This window comes from Deinococcus sp. LM3, from assembly GCF_002017875.1.
GTDB lineage: Bacteria > Deinococcota > Deinococci > Deinococcales > Deinococcaceae > Deinococcus.
In genome coordinates this window covers 2,952,038-2,966,723 of sequence record NZ_MUFV01000001.1, presented here as the reverse complement: position 1 = coordinate 2,966,723, position 14,686 = coordinate 2,952,038, and the positions used below count along the sequence as shown (strand labels likewise).

General features: G+C 69.1%; 12 protein-coding genes. 6 read left to right on the top strand and 6 right to left on the bottom strand.

Features of this window, described 5'->3' with window-relative positions; all coding sequences use genetic code 11:
• The first annotated feature begins 8 nt into the window (after positions 1–8).
• The 3 genes from BXU09_RS13970 to BXU09_RS13960 all read left to right on the top strand — a co-directional run bounded on the left by BXU09_RS13970 (position 9) and on the right by BXU09_RS13960 (position 4,120).
• Positions 9–1,007 (top strand): LacI family DNA-binding transcriptional regulator, encoded by a 999-nt coding sequence (locus BXU09_RS13970; protein ID WP_168174597.1) that lies wholly within the window; start codon positions 9–11, stop codon positions 1,005–1,007.
• Positions 1,008–1,252: 245 nt separating this feature from the next.
• A complete protein-coding gene (locus BXU09_RS13965) occupies positions 1,253–2,722 on the top strand; it encodes an FGGY-family carbohydrate kinase (protein ID WP_078304329.1) in 1,470 nt (489 codons plus the stop codon).
• Between the two features lie 15 nt (positions 2,723–2,737).
• The gene (locus tag BXU09_RS13960; RefSeq protein WP_078304325.1) at positions 2,738–4,120 is read left to right on the top strand and encodes a GntP family permease; all 1,383 of its coding nucleotides are present in this window, start codon (positions 2,738–2,740) and stop codon (positions 4,118–4,120) included.
• Between the two features lie 133 nt (positions 4,121–4,253).
• Here BXU09_RS13960 and tpiA read toward each other — a convergent pair whose 3' ends face one another.
• The 4 genes from tpiA to BXU09_RS13940 all read right to left on the bottom strand — a co-directional run bounded on the left by tpiA (position 4,254) and on the right by BXU09_RS13940 (position 8,003).
• On the bottom strand, positions 4,254–4,985 hold the full coding sequence (tpiA, locus tag BXU09_RS13955) for a triose-phosphate isomerase (RefSeq protein ID WP_078304322.1): 732 nt from the start codon (positions 4,983–4,985) through the stop codon (positions 4,254–4,256).
• A complete protein-coding gene (locus tag BXU09_RS13950) occupies positions 4,982–6,154 on the bottom strand; it encodes a phosphoglycerate kinase (RefSeq protein ID WP_078304320.1) in 1,173 nt (390 codons plus the stop codon). Before BXU09_RS13950 ends, tpiA begins: the two co-directional genes overlap by 4 nt.
• Positions 6,155–6,256: 102 nt before the next feature.
• A complete protein-coding gene (gap, locus tag BXU09_RS13945; RefSeq protein ID WP_078304317.1) occupies positions 6,257–7,249 on the bottom strand; it encodes a type I glyceraldehyde-3-phosphate dehydrogenase in 993 nt (330 codons plus the stop codon).
• A gap of 199 nt (positions 7,250–7,448) precedes the next feature.
• Positions 7,449–8,003: a YceI family protein gene (locus BXU09_RS13940; protein WP_240501258.1), complete on the bottom strand. Its 555-nt coding sequence runs from the start codon at positions 8,001–8,003 to the stop codon at positions 7,449–7,451.
• A 123-nt stretch (positions 8,004–8,126) separates the two neighbouring features.
• Here BXU09_RS13940 and BXU09_RS13935 point away from each other — a divergent pair, with 123 nt between their 5' ends.
• From BXU09_RS13935 to BXU09_RS13925, 3 genes are all read left to right on the top strand, one after another.
• A complete protein-coding gene (locus BXU09_RS13935; RefSeq protein WP_078304303.1) occupies positions 8,127–9,533 on the top strand; it encodes an aspartate kinase in 1,407 nt (468 codons plus the stop codon).
• Between the two features lie 242 nt (positions 9,534–9,775).
• Positions 9,776–10,531, top strand: a complete 756-nt coding sequence (locus tag BXU09_RS13930; protein WP_078304299.1) for an alpha/beta fold hydrolase — start codon at positions 9,776–9,778, stop codon at positions 10,529–10,531.
• Positions 10,524–11,273, top strand: coding sequence for an alpha/beta hydrolase (locus BXU09_RS13925; protein ID WP_078304293.1), 750 nt, complete (start codon positions 10,524–10,526; stop codon positions 11,271–11,273). Before BXU09_RS13930 ends, BXU09_RS13925 begins: the two co-directional genes overlap by 8 nt.
• Positions 11,274–11,558: 285 nt before the next feature.
• On the opposite strand, the gene aspS is transcribed toward BXU09_RS13925, so the two are convergent.
• Positions 11,559–13,313, bottom strand: a complete 1,755-nt coding sequence (aspS, locus tag BXU09_RS13920) for an aspartate--tRNA ligase (RefSeq protein WP_078304289.1) — start codon at positions 13,311–13,313, stop codon at positions 11,559–11,561.
• A complete protein-coding gene (hisS, locus tag BXU09_RS13915; protein ID WP_078304286.1) occupies positions 13,310–14,632 on the bottom strand; it encodes a histidine--tRNA ligase in 1,323 nt (440 codons plus the stop codon). The genes aspS and hisS overlap by 4 nt, the downstream gene beginning before the upstream one ends.
• Between the last annotated feature and the right edge of the window lie 54 nt (positions 14,633–14,686).

Here is a 14,686-nt window from a genome sequence, read left to right as displayed (position 1 = left end):
TCCGGCGCATGAAGGGAACCGGGAAAGGCGTGACGCTGGCCGACGTGGCCCGCGAGGCCGGCGTGAGCAGCATGACCGTCAGCCGCGCCCTGAACCGCCCGGACATCGTGACCGCGCCCATCCGGGAGCGCGTGCAGGCCGCCGTGGAGGCCCTGGGGTACATTCCCAACCGCATGGCCGGCACCCTGGCCGGCGGCGGCCCGGTGCGCCTGCTGCCGATGGTCCTGCCGACCCTGCACCACAGCGTGTACGTGCCGTTCCTGGAAGGCGTGCAGCGCGGCCTGACCCAGCCCGGCTGGCAACTGGCGATCGATCTGACCGAGTACGACCCGCAGCGCGAGTGGCGCGCCGCGCAGCAGTTCCTCTCCCTGCGCCCCGACGTGATGGTCCTGGCCGGCACGGACCACGACCCGCGCGTGCTGCCCGCCCTGCGGCGCTTCGGCGTGCGCATCATTGAGGTCATGGACGCCCACCCGGACCCGGCGGACCTGCTGATCGGGTACGACCACGCGCAGGCCGGGACGATGGCGGCCCGGCACCTGATCGAACGCGGGTACCGGCACCTCGCGTACGCCAGTTGCCTGGGCATCGGGGACGCCCGCAACGCCCGGCGCATGCAGGCCTTCCGCGCCGAGGCCGAACGCTGCGGCGTGCCCTGCGCCGCCGAGAACGTCGAGGAACCCTCCTCGATCGAGGTGGGCGTGACCCTGCTGCGCCGCCTGCTGACCCGCGAGCCCGGCGTGGACGCCATCTACTTCTCGAACGACGACGTGGCCGCCGGGGCGCTGTTCGAGTGCCTGCGCCAGGGCCTGAGCGTGCCGGGCCGCGTGGCGATCCTGGGGCACAACGACATGAGCATCTCCGCGCACGTTCACCCGGCCCTGAGCACCGTCTTCACGCCCCGCGAGGAGATCGGCGCGGAGGTCGCCCGCCGCCTGAACGCCCCCACCCTGAAGGCCGGACTGGTCACCTTCCCCTGCGAACTCCGCCCACGCCAGACGACCTGAGCTGAACTCCGTCCGGCTGGCAGAGGTCTGTGCCGATTCCAGGGATGTCCGGCACAGAGGTGCCGTCCTCCTGGCTGCTGGCAGGCGTGTTCCCATCAGGTGAACATGTCGTCCTGGACGTGGTTCATGCCCAACGCCTGTCCGGGACTGAAGTCTGCGTGCTTGACTTCCGGGGCGGCGAGGCCTAACGTTCGTTATCTAAATTGCACCACCCTGTTAGCGCTAACAGAGCGCGTCGGAGATCCATGCCAAAACTCACCCACCCCCCATCGGCCCCGCCGCTGGTGGTCGCCTTCGATCTCGGCACGACCGCCCTGAAAGCCGTGCTGTTCCACGGCCGCACCGAACGCCACCGCCTGCAATTCCCGTACCCACTGCACGCCGAACAGCCCGGACAGGCCACCCAGCGCCTCCCGGACCTGATGCAGGCCTTCACGCTCGCCCTTGGCGGCATGGAAGAGTACCTGACCCGCCACGACCTGACCCCGCAGGCCGCCGGATTCAGCAACGCCATGCACACCCTGACTCTGATTCGCAGCGGCGGTCCGTCCGACGTGTTCACCTTCGCGGACCTGCGCGCGGGCACCGGCGGCCACCCGGTCACGCACCTGCACGCGCAGACCGGCGTGCCCTGGCACCCCATGACGCCCGCCGTGAAACTCGCCGCGCTGAACGCCACCGGTCAACTGCATGACGTGGAGCGCGTCAGCGGCGTGAAGGAAGAACTGCTGCGCCGCTTCTTCGGCGTGTACTGGACCGACCAGAGCACCGCCTCCGCCACCGGCCTCCTGGGACGCGGCGGCACCTACGACCCGCAGGCCCTCGCGCAGGCCGGCGTCACGGCCGCGCAACTGCCCAGCATTCACCCCATCGAGACGCCCCTGCCGCCCCTGCAACCCACCTACCGCGCCCGCTACCCGCGCCTCGCCGCCGCCCACTGGGCCATCGGCGCCAGCGACGGCGTGACCGCCACCGAGGGCCTCGGCATCACCCGACCCGACCAGGCGGCCCTGTCCGTCGGGACCAGCAGCGCCATCCGCACCTTCACGCCCCGCCCCGCCGCCGACCCGCACGCGCACCTGTTCAGTTACCGCGCCGACCACGGCGGCCAGGAACGCTACCTGGTGGGCGGCCCCAGCAACAACGCAGGCATCGTCCTGAACTGGCTGCGCGACCACCTGAACATCCCACAGGACCTCGACGACCTGCTGCACGCCACCACGCCCGGCGCACGCGAGCTGCTGTTCCTGCCTGCCCTGAGCGGCGAACGCGCCCCGCTGTGGGACCCGCACGTCAGCGGCAGCCTGCTGGGCCTGGGCCTGCACCACGGCCCGCACGACATCGCCCGCGCCGGCATGGAAGGCGTCGCCCTGCACCTCGCGTGGCTGTCCGACCTGCTCGCCAGCGGCACGCAACCCCTTCGCGAGTACCGCGTGACCGGCGGCCTGACCCGCTCCCGCGCGTGGCTGCGCGTCCTCGCGAACGCCCTGAACGCCCCCGTCCTCGTCCCCGACGGCGCCGACCTGTTCGAGGGCAGTGCCTTCGGCGCGGCCCTGATCGCCGCCCGCAGCGCCGGACTGGACCTCCCCCACACCCTGACCTTCGACGCGGTCGAACCCGACGCCGACGCCCCCCTGTACGCCACCCTCGGCCGGAAGTACCGGCACGCCGCCCTCGCCCTCCAGACCCTCACGCACGACCTGCGCGCCCTGTAACGCGCCCGGAGCCTCATGGAAACCTTCGTCCAGACCCTGTCCGCCCCCACGCTGCTCGGCATTGCCGCCGCCGCCGTGGCCGCCCTGCTGTTCCTGATCATGGCGCTGCGCCTGCACGCCTTCGTTGCCCTGATCCTGATCAGCCTGATCACCGCCTTCGCCACCGGCCTGCCCACCGGCGAGATCGTGAAAGTCCTGACCGACGGCTTCGGCAGTACCCTCGGCAGCGTCGCCCTGCTCGTCGGTCTGGGCGCCATGCTGGGCCGCCTCGTGGAAACCAGCGGCGGCGCGAAAGTCCTGGCGGACACGCTGGTCACCCGCTTCGGCGAGCACCGCGCCCCGCTTGCGCTGGGTGTGGCCTCACTGCTGTTCGGCTTCCCGATCTTCTTCGACGCCGGCCTGATCGTCATGCTGCCCGTCGTGTTCGCCGTCGCCCGCCGCCTGAACCAGCCGGTCCTGCGCTTCGGCCTGCCCGCTGCCGGGGCGTTCTCGGTCATGCACGTCTTCGTCCCGCCACACCCCGGCGCGGTCGCCGCCGCCGACCTGCTGAAGGCCGACATGGGCACCCTGATCGGCGTGGGCCTGATCGTCGCGCTGCCCACCTGGTACCTCGCCGCGTACCTGTTCGGCCTGTGGGCCGGAAAACGCTACCCGAACCCCGTCCCGGAACTCCTCAGCGGCGGTCCCCTCAGCGTCGAGGCTCCCAGCAACCCGCCCCGTGCCGGGACTGTCATCGCCATGCTGCTGCTGCCGCTGATCCTGATCTTCGGGAACACCGGCCTGAACGCCCTCGCCACCGCCGGCAGCATCGACGCCGCCAACCCGGCCGTCGTTCTGATCCGCCTGTTCGGGAACACGCCCGTCGCCCTGCTGATCTCCGTCCTGGTCGCCGCCGTCGTCCTCGGCGCCCGCCGGGGCCGTGACCCCGTCACCATCGAGAAACTCCTCGACTCCTCGCTGGGGCCCATCGCGTCCGTCGTGCTGATCACCGGGGCGGGCGGCATGTTCGGCGCGGTCCTGCGCGCCAGCGGCATCGGGGACGCCGTGTCCGGCAGTCTCGCCGACCTGGGCGTGCCCGTCATCGCCGCCGCGTTCCTGATCGCCGCCATCCTCCGCATCGCGCAGGGCAGCGCCACCGTCGCCCTGCTGACCGCCGCCGGACTCATCCAGCCTGCCGTGGCCGCCGCCGGGTACGCGGGCACCGACGTGGCTGCCGTCGTCGTGGCTGCCGCTGCCGGTTCCGTCGTCGTGTCGCACGTCAACGACTCCGGCTTCTGGCTGGTGGGCCGCCTCCTGAACCTCGACATCCCCACCACCTTCAAGACCTGGACTGTGATGGAAACCCTGATCGGCGTGATCGGTTTCGCCTTCGCCGTCCTGATCTTCACCGTGCTGTAAGCGGGCCGTAGGCCGGGGTTGACGCGGGCGCAGATGCCGCGTACACGCTGTTGACCATCCGCCATCCGCCATCCGCCATCAACAGGAGCAGCGGCCAGTTTCCCGGCCGCTGCTCCTGTCTGCCTTGCCCCCCTTACTTCAGGGCGTCGTTCATGCCGATCACGTCGGCGACCTTGAGGCTCGCGCCGCCGACCAGCGCGCCGTTCACGTTGGGTTTGGCGCAGATGCTGGCGATGTTGTCGGGTTTGACGCTGCCGCCGTACAGCACCTGGATGCGGTCGGCGTCGCTGCCGTAGCGGACGGTGAGGGCCTCGCGGATGGCGAGGGCGAGTTCCTCGGCGTCGTCGGCGGTGGCGGTCTTGCCGGTGCCGATGGCCCACACGGGTTCGTATGCGATGACCACGTCCGGGCCGACGCCTTCGAGGCTGCCTTCCAGTTGCGCCAGGGTGTAGGGCACGTGCTCGCCCTTCTCGCGCACGTCCAGGCCCTCGCCGACGCACACGATGGGCGTCAGGCCGTTCGCCTGCGCCTGCCGGGCCTTCGCGGCGACGGTGGCGTCCGTCTCGCCGTGGTACTCGCGGCGTTCGCTGTGGCCCACGACGGCGTAGCGGGCGCCCACGTCGGCCAGCATCGCGGCGCTGATCTCGCCGGTGTACGCGCCGGATTCGTGCGCGGACACGTCCTGCCCGCCGAAGGCCACGCCGGCCGGGAGGTTCGCGGCCAGGGCGGGCAGCATGATGGCGGGGGCCATGACGGCCAGTTGCGCCTCGCCGGGGGTCAGGCCCGCCGCGAGTTCCTTGGCCCAGGCCTGCGCTTCGCTGGGCGTCTTGTTCATCTTCCAGTTGAGTGCCAGCAGGTTCTTCATTTCATGGCCTCCACGCCGGGCAGCGCCTTGCCTTCGAGCAGTTCCAGGCTGGCGCCGCCGCCCGTGCTGATGTGCGACACGCGGTCCGCCTGTCCGCTCTTGTTGATGGCGCTGACGCTGTCGCCGCCGCCGATCACGCTGTACGTGCCTTCACCGAGGTCCGCGACGGCCTGGGCGATGGCGTTCGTGCCGCCCGCGAACTTCTCGAACTCGAACACGCCCATCGGGCCGTTCCAGAACACGGTCTTCGCGCCCGCCAGCGCCTGGGTGAACGCCTCGCGGCTGTCCGGGCCGATGTCCAGGCCTTCCCAGTCGTCAGGAATCTCGGCGGTGGGGACCACGCGGGTGTTAGCCTCGGCGCTGAAGGCGTCGGCGACCAGGGTGTCGGTGGGCAGCACGATCTTCTCGCCGTACTTCGCGAGCAGTTCGCGGGCCTTGTCCAGGAAGTCGTCCTCGTGGATGCTCTTGCCGATCTTCCCGCCCTGCGCCTTGACGAAGGTGTAGGCCATGCCGCCGCCGATCAGCATGCGGTCCACGGTGGGCAGCAGGTTCTCGATGACCAGCAGCTTGTCGCTGACTTTCGCGCCGCCGATGATCACCACGTACGGGTGTTCGGGGTTGTTCAGCAGTTTCCCGAGGGCCGTCACCTCGGCTTCCAGCAGCAGGCCGCCGGCGTGCGGCAGCAGGCCCGCCACGCCGCTCACTGACGAGTGCGCGCGGTGCGCGCTGCCGAAGGCGTCCAGCACGAACGCGTCACCCAGGCGCGCGAGGCGGCCGTTCAGGTCCGCGTCGTTCTTCTCCTCGCCGGCGCTGAACCGCACGTTCTCCAGCAGCGCCACGGCGCCCTCCGGCAGGGCCTGCACGGCGGCCAGGGTCTCATCGCTGTCGGCGGTGCCCGCGATGAACGTCACGGGCTGCCCCAGCACGCCTTCCAGCACGGGCGCGACGGGTTTCAGCGAGTACTTCTCTTCGGGGCCGTTTTTCGGGCGGCCGAAGTGGCTCATCAGGATCACGTTGCGGGCGCCGGCTTCCAGCAGCGCGCGGATGGTCGGCAGGCTGGCCGTGACGCGCGTGTCGTCCTGCACCACGCCGCCGCTGATCGGCACGTTGTAATCCACGCGCACCAGCACGCGCTGTCCACTCACATTCAATGATTTCAGGTTCTGCATGATTCCTCCGGGGCAAAGGCAGGTGAAAAAGACAGGCAAAAGGTGATGGTTGATGGTCGACAGTCGGGAAACCATCAACCATCAACCATCACCGGGCGGTGTTCAGCCCTTGTCTTGCACGAGCTGGGTCAGGTCCGCGATGCGGTTGCTGTAGCCCCACTCGTTGTCGTACCAGCTGAAGAACTTCACGAGGCTGCCCATGGCCATGGTCAGGCCGCCGTCGATGATCGCGCTGTGCGGGTCGCCGACGATGTCCTGCAGCACGATGGGATCTTCGGTGTAGCTGATGATGCCCTTGTGGCTGCCTTCAGCGGCCTTGCGGAACACGTCGTTGACTTCCTCGACCGTGACTTCGCGGCCCAGGATGACGACCACGTCGCTGATGCTGCCGACCGGGGTGGGCACGCGCAGGCTGGTGCCGTCGAACTTGCCTTTCAGGGCGGGGTACACCTGCGAGACGGCCTTGGCGGCGCCGGTGCTGGTGGGGATGATGTTCACGGCGGCGGCGCGGGCGCGGCGCAGGTCGCTGTGCGGCAGGTCCAGAACGCGCTGGTCGTTCGTGTAGCTGTGCACGGTGGTCATGATGGCCTTCTCGATGCCGAAGGCCTCGTCGAGCAGTTTCATGGGCGCGCCGAGGCTGTTGGTGGTGCAGCTGGCGTTGCTGATGATGTGGTGCTTGGCGGGATCGTAGTCCTGCTCGTTGACGCCCAGGACGATGCTGATGTCCTCGTTCTTGGCGGGGGCGGTGATGATGACCTTCTTCGCGCCGCCTTCGATGTGCTTGCCGGCGCCTTCACGGGTGGTGAAGATGCCGGTGGATTCGATGACGATGTCGACGCCCATTTCGCCCCACTTGATGGCGGCGGGGTCGCGTTCGGCGAGTGCGTGGATCTTCTTGCCGTTCACGGTGAGGCTGTTGTCGTCGAATTCGACGGTGCCGTTGAAGCGTCCGGCGGTGCTGTCGTACTTCAGGAGGGTGGCGAGCGTCTTGTTGTCGGTGAGGTCGTTGATGGCGACCACTTCAACGCCGCGAGCTTCCAGAACACGGAACACCAGACGACCGATGCGGCCGAAGCCGTTAATCCCTACTTTCATGCTGTGCCTCCAGTCTTGAGGGCCGTCCCCCACAGTGGGGGGGGGCACCTCGCATGTCGCAGTGTAACCCGTCCTGTCAACACCTGACTTCGTGTCCTCTGCACACCAACGGCTCGGTGGACCGGGTTCAAAAAAACAGGGGCGGGAGCAGGGCCGTCCCAGCGCCCGTTTCCCGCCCGTCTGTTCTGCTGGCCGCCGGTCAGTTGGCGGCCAGGACGAAGGTCACGTCGACGGTGACACTGTCCGCGCCGCCCTGGTAGCGCACGTTGAAGTCGTACGGGTTGAACTTGAACTGCGTGCTCACGTTCACCTTGCCGCCACTCAGGGTCGCCTTGATGGGCGCGGTGATGGTCTTCGTGGTGCCCTTGACGGTCAGTTTGCCGGTGGCGGTGGTCGCCACGGTCTGCCCCTCGGTCAGCTTCCCGCCGGTCAGGGAGGTCAGTTCGAAGGTGGCGTTCGGGAACTGCGCCGTGCCCAGCGCCCCGGCCCCCTTGGCGTGGTTGTCGCGCAGCGTGATCCCGGTCTTCAGCGTCGAGACCGGCACGGTGACGGTGCCCTTCGTCGCGGCGAGGTCCTGCGGGTCCAGCGTGACGTTCGCCGTGACGCCCGTCATGGTGCCGGTCACGGGGACCACCGTGACCCGGTAGTTGAAGGTGGCCGTGCCGTCTGCCGCGCGGTACGTGGCAGCCTGCGCCGCTCCGGACAGGGTGGTGGCGAGCACGAGTGCTGGGAGCGGAAGCAGGTACTTGTTCACACAAGTAGTGTGTCCCACCGCTGTGAAGAACTGGTGAATGCCACCCCCGGCGTCCTCCGAACGTTCACGCCCTGCTCAGACGCCTGCGGGCGGCCTGCGCGGCGGCGCGGCATACTTGCAGGCATGAACGAGTCGCTTCTGGTCATGAAATACGGCGGGACGAACATGCAGGACGCCCGCGCCGTCCGCCACAGCGCGTCCCTGGCCGCCCGCAGCATCCGCGAGGGCGTGAAGGTCGTGGTGGTCGTGTCGGCCATGGCGGGCGTCACCAACCAGCTCCTGAAACTCGCGGACGCCGCGCAGTCCGGCGACATCGCCAGCGCCAACGACGAGATCGCCGCCATGCGCACCCGGCACTTCACGGCCGCGCAGGAACTCGGCGCGGCCCCCGATAGCGACACCGTCCGCGAGATCCGCGAGATGCACGAGACGCTCCGGCAGGCGGTGTACGGCGTGTACCTGCTGCGCGAACTGACGCCCCGCAGCCGCGACCTGATCGTCGCGTTCGGCGAGCGCCTCTCCGCGCCCCTGATGAAACTGGCCCTCGAACAGGACGGCCTGCGCGCCCATCACCTGTCCGGCGGCGAGGCGGGCATCGTGACCGACACGCACTTCGGGAACGCGCGCCCGCTGCCCGGCACGTACGAGCGCATCAAGGACCGCCTCAGCGGCCTGCTGAGCGCCGGGGTCACGCCGGTCGTGGCCGGCTTCATGGGCGAGACCGAGAAGGGAGCCATCACGACCCTCGGGCGCGGCGGCACGGACTTCAGCGCCACCATCATCGGCAAGGCCCTGAGCGCCACGGAAGTCTGGGGCTGGAAGGACGTGGACGGCGTCATGAGCGCCGACCCGCGCGTCGTCGCGGACGCCCGCAACGTGGACGTCCTGAGCTACGGCGAGGTCATGGAACTCGCATACTTCGGCGCGAAGGTCCTGCACCCCCTGGCCGTCACGCCCCTCCAGGACAGCGGCATTCCGCTGCGCCTGAAGAACTCCGCCGACCCGGACTTCGCCGGGACGCTGGTGCAGGCCGAGCCGCGCGACGAGGCCGGGCACCCCGTCAAGGCCGTGACCGCCATCCGCAACGTCAGCATCATCAACGTGAGCGGCGCGGGCGTGCTGGGCATCCCGGAAGTGATCGCCAGCGTGTTCGACGCCATCGCCCGCGAGAACGTCACGCTGCTGATGGTCTCGCAGAGTTCCAGCATGAGCAACGTGTCGCTGGCCGTGCAGACCACCGACGCGGAACGCACCCTGAACGCCCTGCGCGCCGGCGTGAGTCTGGAACTGAAAGTCGAGCAGCAGGACCACGTGGCGGTGCTGGCGATCGTGGGCAGCGGCATGCGCGGGCAGAAGGGCGTGTCGGCCCGCCTGTTCACGGCCCTGGCCGCCGCCGACGTAAACATCCTGATGATCTCGCAGGGCAGCAGCGAACTGAACGTCAGCGTGGCCGTGGAGGCCGAGCATGTGGACGAGGCGACCCGCGCCGTGCACGCCGCCTTCAACCTGGGCAAGACCGTGACCGCCTGAGCGACGGCACCGGACGGGCCGGAACGTCACGCGACTGACGTTCCGGCCCGTTTCTGTCGGTCGCGCCGGAGCCGACAAAGGCCGACGGGAAGAACACCAGAGAAGAGTTCAATCAGACAAATCATTCACGACTCGGAAGAATCGTGAATGATTTCACTTACACCCAGCCTTTACACCTCCCTACTGACGAACCGTAAGGTCATCGCAACACCCGGCCAGCCTGACTCGCCTATGCTGCCCTCGTGAGTTCAAGCACCTTCAAGCAGGACGGCCGTTCCCTGCATGTCACGGCGAGCGGGAAGGGACCGCCCACCGTCCTGATCCACGGTCTGAGCGGCTCGCGCGGCTGGTGGCGCTACAACCTCCCCGCGCTGCGGGCGCAGTCGCGGGTGTACTCGCTGGAACTCAGCGGGTACGGGCACGCCCGACGCCAGCGGTCCCTGAGTGTGCGGGACATGGCGGCGCTGGTGGCTGCCTGGATGGACGCCGAGGACCTGCGGAACGTCACGCTGGTCGGGCATTCCATGGGCGGGCACATCAGCATGCATGTGGCGGCCCTCGCTCCGGACCGCGTGCGGAATCTGGTGCTGGTGTGCGCCAGCGGCCTGCTGCGTTCGCAGGCGTACCGGACGGCGCTGCACCTGCCCCGCGCGGCCCTGATCGGCCGCAAGCGGTTCCTGACGCGGGTGCTGACGGACGCCGTGCGCGCCGGCCCCCTCAACCTGTGGCGCAACGCCGTGGACCTGCTGAACGACTCGGTGCAGGACAGCCTCCCGCTGATCCGGGCGCGCACGCTGATCATCTGGGGAGAACGGGACGTGCTGGTGCCGCTGACGGTCGGGGAACTGCTGCACGGCGCGATCGCGGGTTCCCGCCTGGAGGTGGTCGAGCGGGCGGGACACATCGTGATGGTGGACGCCCCGCAGCGCTTCAATGGCCTGCTGCTGGACTTCATGAACGAGCGGCCGGACGCGCAGGCCGGGTCCCGACATGAGTAACGGACAAGCGCTGATCGTGCCGGTGAACGGCCTGAACACCCACGCCTGGGTGCGCGGGCAGGGAAGACCGCTGGTGATCGTGCCGGGCCTGGGCTGCGCGTCCTGGATGTACGTGCGGCTGGCACGGGAACTGGCGCGGGAACGCCGGGTGTTCGTGTACGACCCGCCGGGGCACGGGGCCAGCGAGGGCCGCCCGGATTACCCGGTGTGCATCTCGCACCTGACCGATCACCTCGCGGCGTGGCTGGAGGTCATGGACCTGGGAGCCGTGCCGTTACTGGGGCATTCGCTGGGGGGAGAGGTGGTCATCGACGTGGCGGCGCGGTACCCGGCGCTGGTGTCGGGCCTGATCGCGTGTGCGCCCACCGGCATTCCGGAGAACCCCAGCGTGCGGATGCAACTGCTGCGGCTGATGCGGGACCTGCCGCGCGAACGGCCGGGCCTGCTGGGGCCGGGCCTGCGTGCCTACACGCGCAGCGGAGCGCGGCGAATGCTGAGACTGGCCCGTGATCAGGAGGTCCACATGACCGGCCCGCTGCTGGGGCGGGTGCGGGTGCCGACACTGCTGCTGGACGGTCGTTCAGACCCGGTAATCCGGTCGTGGACGGTGCGCCGGATTCAGCAGGACCTGCCGGACGCGGTGGTCTGCCAGATTCCGGGCGCGCCGCACGCGCTGACGGACACGCACCCCAGGGCCGTGGCGGGCTTTACGCTGGAGTTCCTGCGGGAACAGGGGCTGTGAGTCCACTCACAGGCAGGGGGCTATCGTTTTCACGAATTAAATTAATCGTGAATAGTTTCACTTGCTGACCGATCCCTCCGTGTTTCCCCTTATCCAGGGGGAGGTGGTGCGTACAGTGTCACGCCCCGCCTCCCCCTGATACGGGTTCCGTTTGTTTCGCTGACAATCCGGAACTTCACCGGATTGCCAGCTCCACGTCCGGAACCCGCCCTACTCCCACGCGCATCCGCTCGGATTGAAGGGTCTTTGCAGCCCCGTCAATCGGAGTCCGTATGACCTGAGCGCTTACCCGGCGGCCGGAGCTTCAACGGAGGGCAGCGCGACTTCCAGGCCCACCTCGGCCAGTTGCGCCGCGTCGATGGGGGAGGGGGCCTGGGCCATCAGGTCCACGCCGCGGTTGTTTTTCGGGAAGGCGATGACCTCGCGGATGCTGCTCGCGCCGCTCATGACCATGATCAGACGGTCGAAGCCCCACGCGATGCCGCCGTGCGGGGGCGTGCCGTACTCGAGGGCGTCGAGGAAGAAGCCGAACTTGTCGCGGGCCTGCTCCTCGGTGAAGCCGATCGCGGCGAACATCTTGGCCTGCACGGCCGGATCGTGGATACGGACGCTGCCGCCGCCGATCTCGAAGCCGTTCAGGACGAGGTCGTAGGCCTGCGCGCGGATCTCGCCCTGACGGTCCGTGCCGAAGAGGGCCAGGTCGTCCGGGTGGGGCGCGGTGAAGGGGTGGTGCATGTACGTCCAGGTGCCGCTGTCCTCGTCGAATTCCAGTTGCGGGAAGTCCGTGACCCACGAGATGTGGAACTGCGGGCCGCCGGCGGCCAGGTCGAACAGGTCGCGCAGGGCGAGGCGCACAGCACCCAGGGCCGTTACGGCTTTCTTCCAGTCGCCGGCCGCGAACAGCAGCGTGCCGCCCTGGCCGACGCCGGTGCGGGACAGCAGTTCGGGCGCCTGCGCGGTCACGAACTTGCTGACGCCGCCCGTGAAGCCGTCACCGTCGCGTTTGAGCCACGCGAGGCCGCGCGCGCCGTTCTGCTTCGCGATCCGTTCGAGTTCGTCGATCTGCTTGCGGGTCAGTTCCGGCGCGGCGATGACCTTGACCGTCTGGGCGTCTGCGAAGGCCTTGAACTCGCCGCCCTGGAACAGGTCGGTGACATCCACGAACCTATGGTCGAAGCGCAGGTCGGGTTTGTCGCTGCCGTAGTCGTTCATGGCGTCGAAGTACGGCAGGCGCGGGAACGGCACGGGCAGTTCGACGCCCAGCGTCTCGCGGAACACGTGGGCCATCAGGCCCTCCTGAATGGCGAGGACGTCGTCCTGCTCGACGAAGCTCATTTCCATGTCGAGCTGCGTGAAGTCCGGCTGGCGGTCGGCGCGCAGGTCCTCGTCGCGGAAGCAGCGGGCCAGCTGGTAGTAACGGTCGTACCCGGCGATCATCAGCATCTGCTTGAACAGCTGCGGGCTCTGCGGCAGCGCGTAGAACTCGCCGGGATTCTGGCGGCTGGGCACCAGGAAGTCGCGCGCGCCCTCCGGGGTGGACTTGGTGAGCATGGGCGTCTCGACCTGCACGAACCCCTCGCGGTCCAGGTACGCGGTGACGGCCGCGACGGCGCGGCTGCGGAGCATCAGGTTGCGCTGCATCTCGGGGCGGCGCAGGTCCAGGTAGCGGTAACGCATCCGGATGTCCTCGGCGACGCTGTCCCCCTTGTCCAGTTCGAAGGGCGGGGTCTTGGCGGTGTTCAGCACGCGCACGCGGGTGGCGATGACCTCGAAGTCGGCCGCGCCACCCTTGCGCTGCCCTTCCGGGCGGGGCTGGTAGGTGCCCTCGATCTCCGCGACGTACTCGGCGCGCAGACGGTCGGCTTCCGCGAAGGCGGGGGAGTCAGGTTCGACCTGCACCTGCACGAGTCCGCTGCGGTCCCGCAGTTCCAGGAAGATCAGGCCGCCCAGGTCGCGGCGGCGGTTCACCCAGCCCTGCAGCGTGACGGTCTGGTGGGCGTGCGTGTCGTTCAGGTGGCCGATCAGGGCGGTGCGTTTCATGCGTTCTCCAGAGGGGTCAGGTGCGCCCGCTCCTGCTCGTGCAGGAAGGCGGGCAGGTCGGACAGCAGGACCGTGAACTGCTCGGCGCTGCGGAGGTTCTTCAGTTGCACGGACCGGGCGGCGGCCTCGTCGGACCCGATCAGACCCGCGAACAGCGCGCCGCGCCGCTCGGCGTCCCGGAAGGCGTTCCCGGGTTTCAGGGCGCGGTACGCGAACTCGGCCCGCACCGTTTCCCGCGCGGCCAGAGCGGCGGCCGCCGCCGCGGGCACCAGGCTGTCCTCGAGCGCCGCGATGTACACGACCGGTCCCGCCTGTGCGGGCAGGGCGCGTCCCTCGGCTTCCAGTGCGATCAGCAGCCGCTCCACGCCGAACGCCCAGCCGATGCCCGGCACGGCCTGAGCGCCGATCTGCTCGGCCAGTCCGTCGTAGCGGCCCCCGCCGCCCAGCGCGGATTTCGCGCCGACGCCCTCGTGGTGCAACTCCCAGGCGGTGCGGCGGTAGTAGTCCAGGCCGCGCACGATGCTGGGGTCCACGTCGAACTCCACGCCCCAGTCCCGCAGGTAGCCCTGCACCGCGTCGAAGTTCGCGCGGGCGTCCTCGCCCAGGAAGTCCAGCATGGGTTTCACGTTCAGCTCGGCAATCAGGGTCTGGTCGTCCTCGCTCTTGCTGTCCAGGATCCGCATGGGGTTGCGGGTCAGGCGGTCGCGGGAATCGTCGCTCAGGCGCTCCAGGTGCGGTGTGAAGAGGTCGCGCAGGTACGTGTTGTACGCCTCGCGGTCCTCGGGGTCACCGATGCTGCCCAGTTTCACACGCACACCCGTCAGGCCCAGTTCGCGGACCACGCCCACCATCAGCGCGATCGCCTCGGCGTCCACCAGGGCGTCCGAGCCGCCCAGCACCTCGTAATCCACCTGATGGAACTGCCGCAGCCGCCCGCGCTGCTGCCGCTCGGCGCGGAACATCGGGCCGTGCGTCCACAGTTTCAGCGGGGACGGCAGCTGCTTGAGGCCGTTCTGCAGGAACGCCCGCACGATGCTGGCGGTGCCCTCGGGCCGCAGAATGTACCCGCCATGATCCCCGAAGTAATACACCGTGAACATCTCCTTGCGCACGATGTCGGTACTGCCGCCCACGCCCCGCTTGACGAGGTCCGCCTCCTCGAACAGCGGCGTGTCGATCCGCTGCGCGCCCGCGCGTTCCAGCACGCGCCGCGCGGTCTCCACCACCCAGCCGTGCGCCTGCGCCGAAACGTCCAGCGTGAGTTTCGGACTGCCGGCCGGCAGGTGGTCTTCTGTGCCCTTGGGGCGCTTAATCGCCATAACCAAAGGAGTTTACAGCATTCCCCCCGACCGCCCCCGCCGCGCCCCACGGCG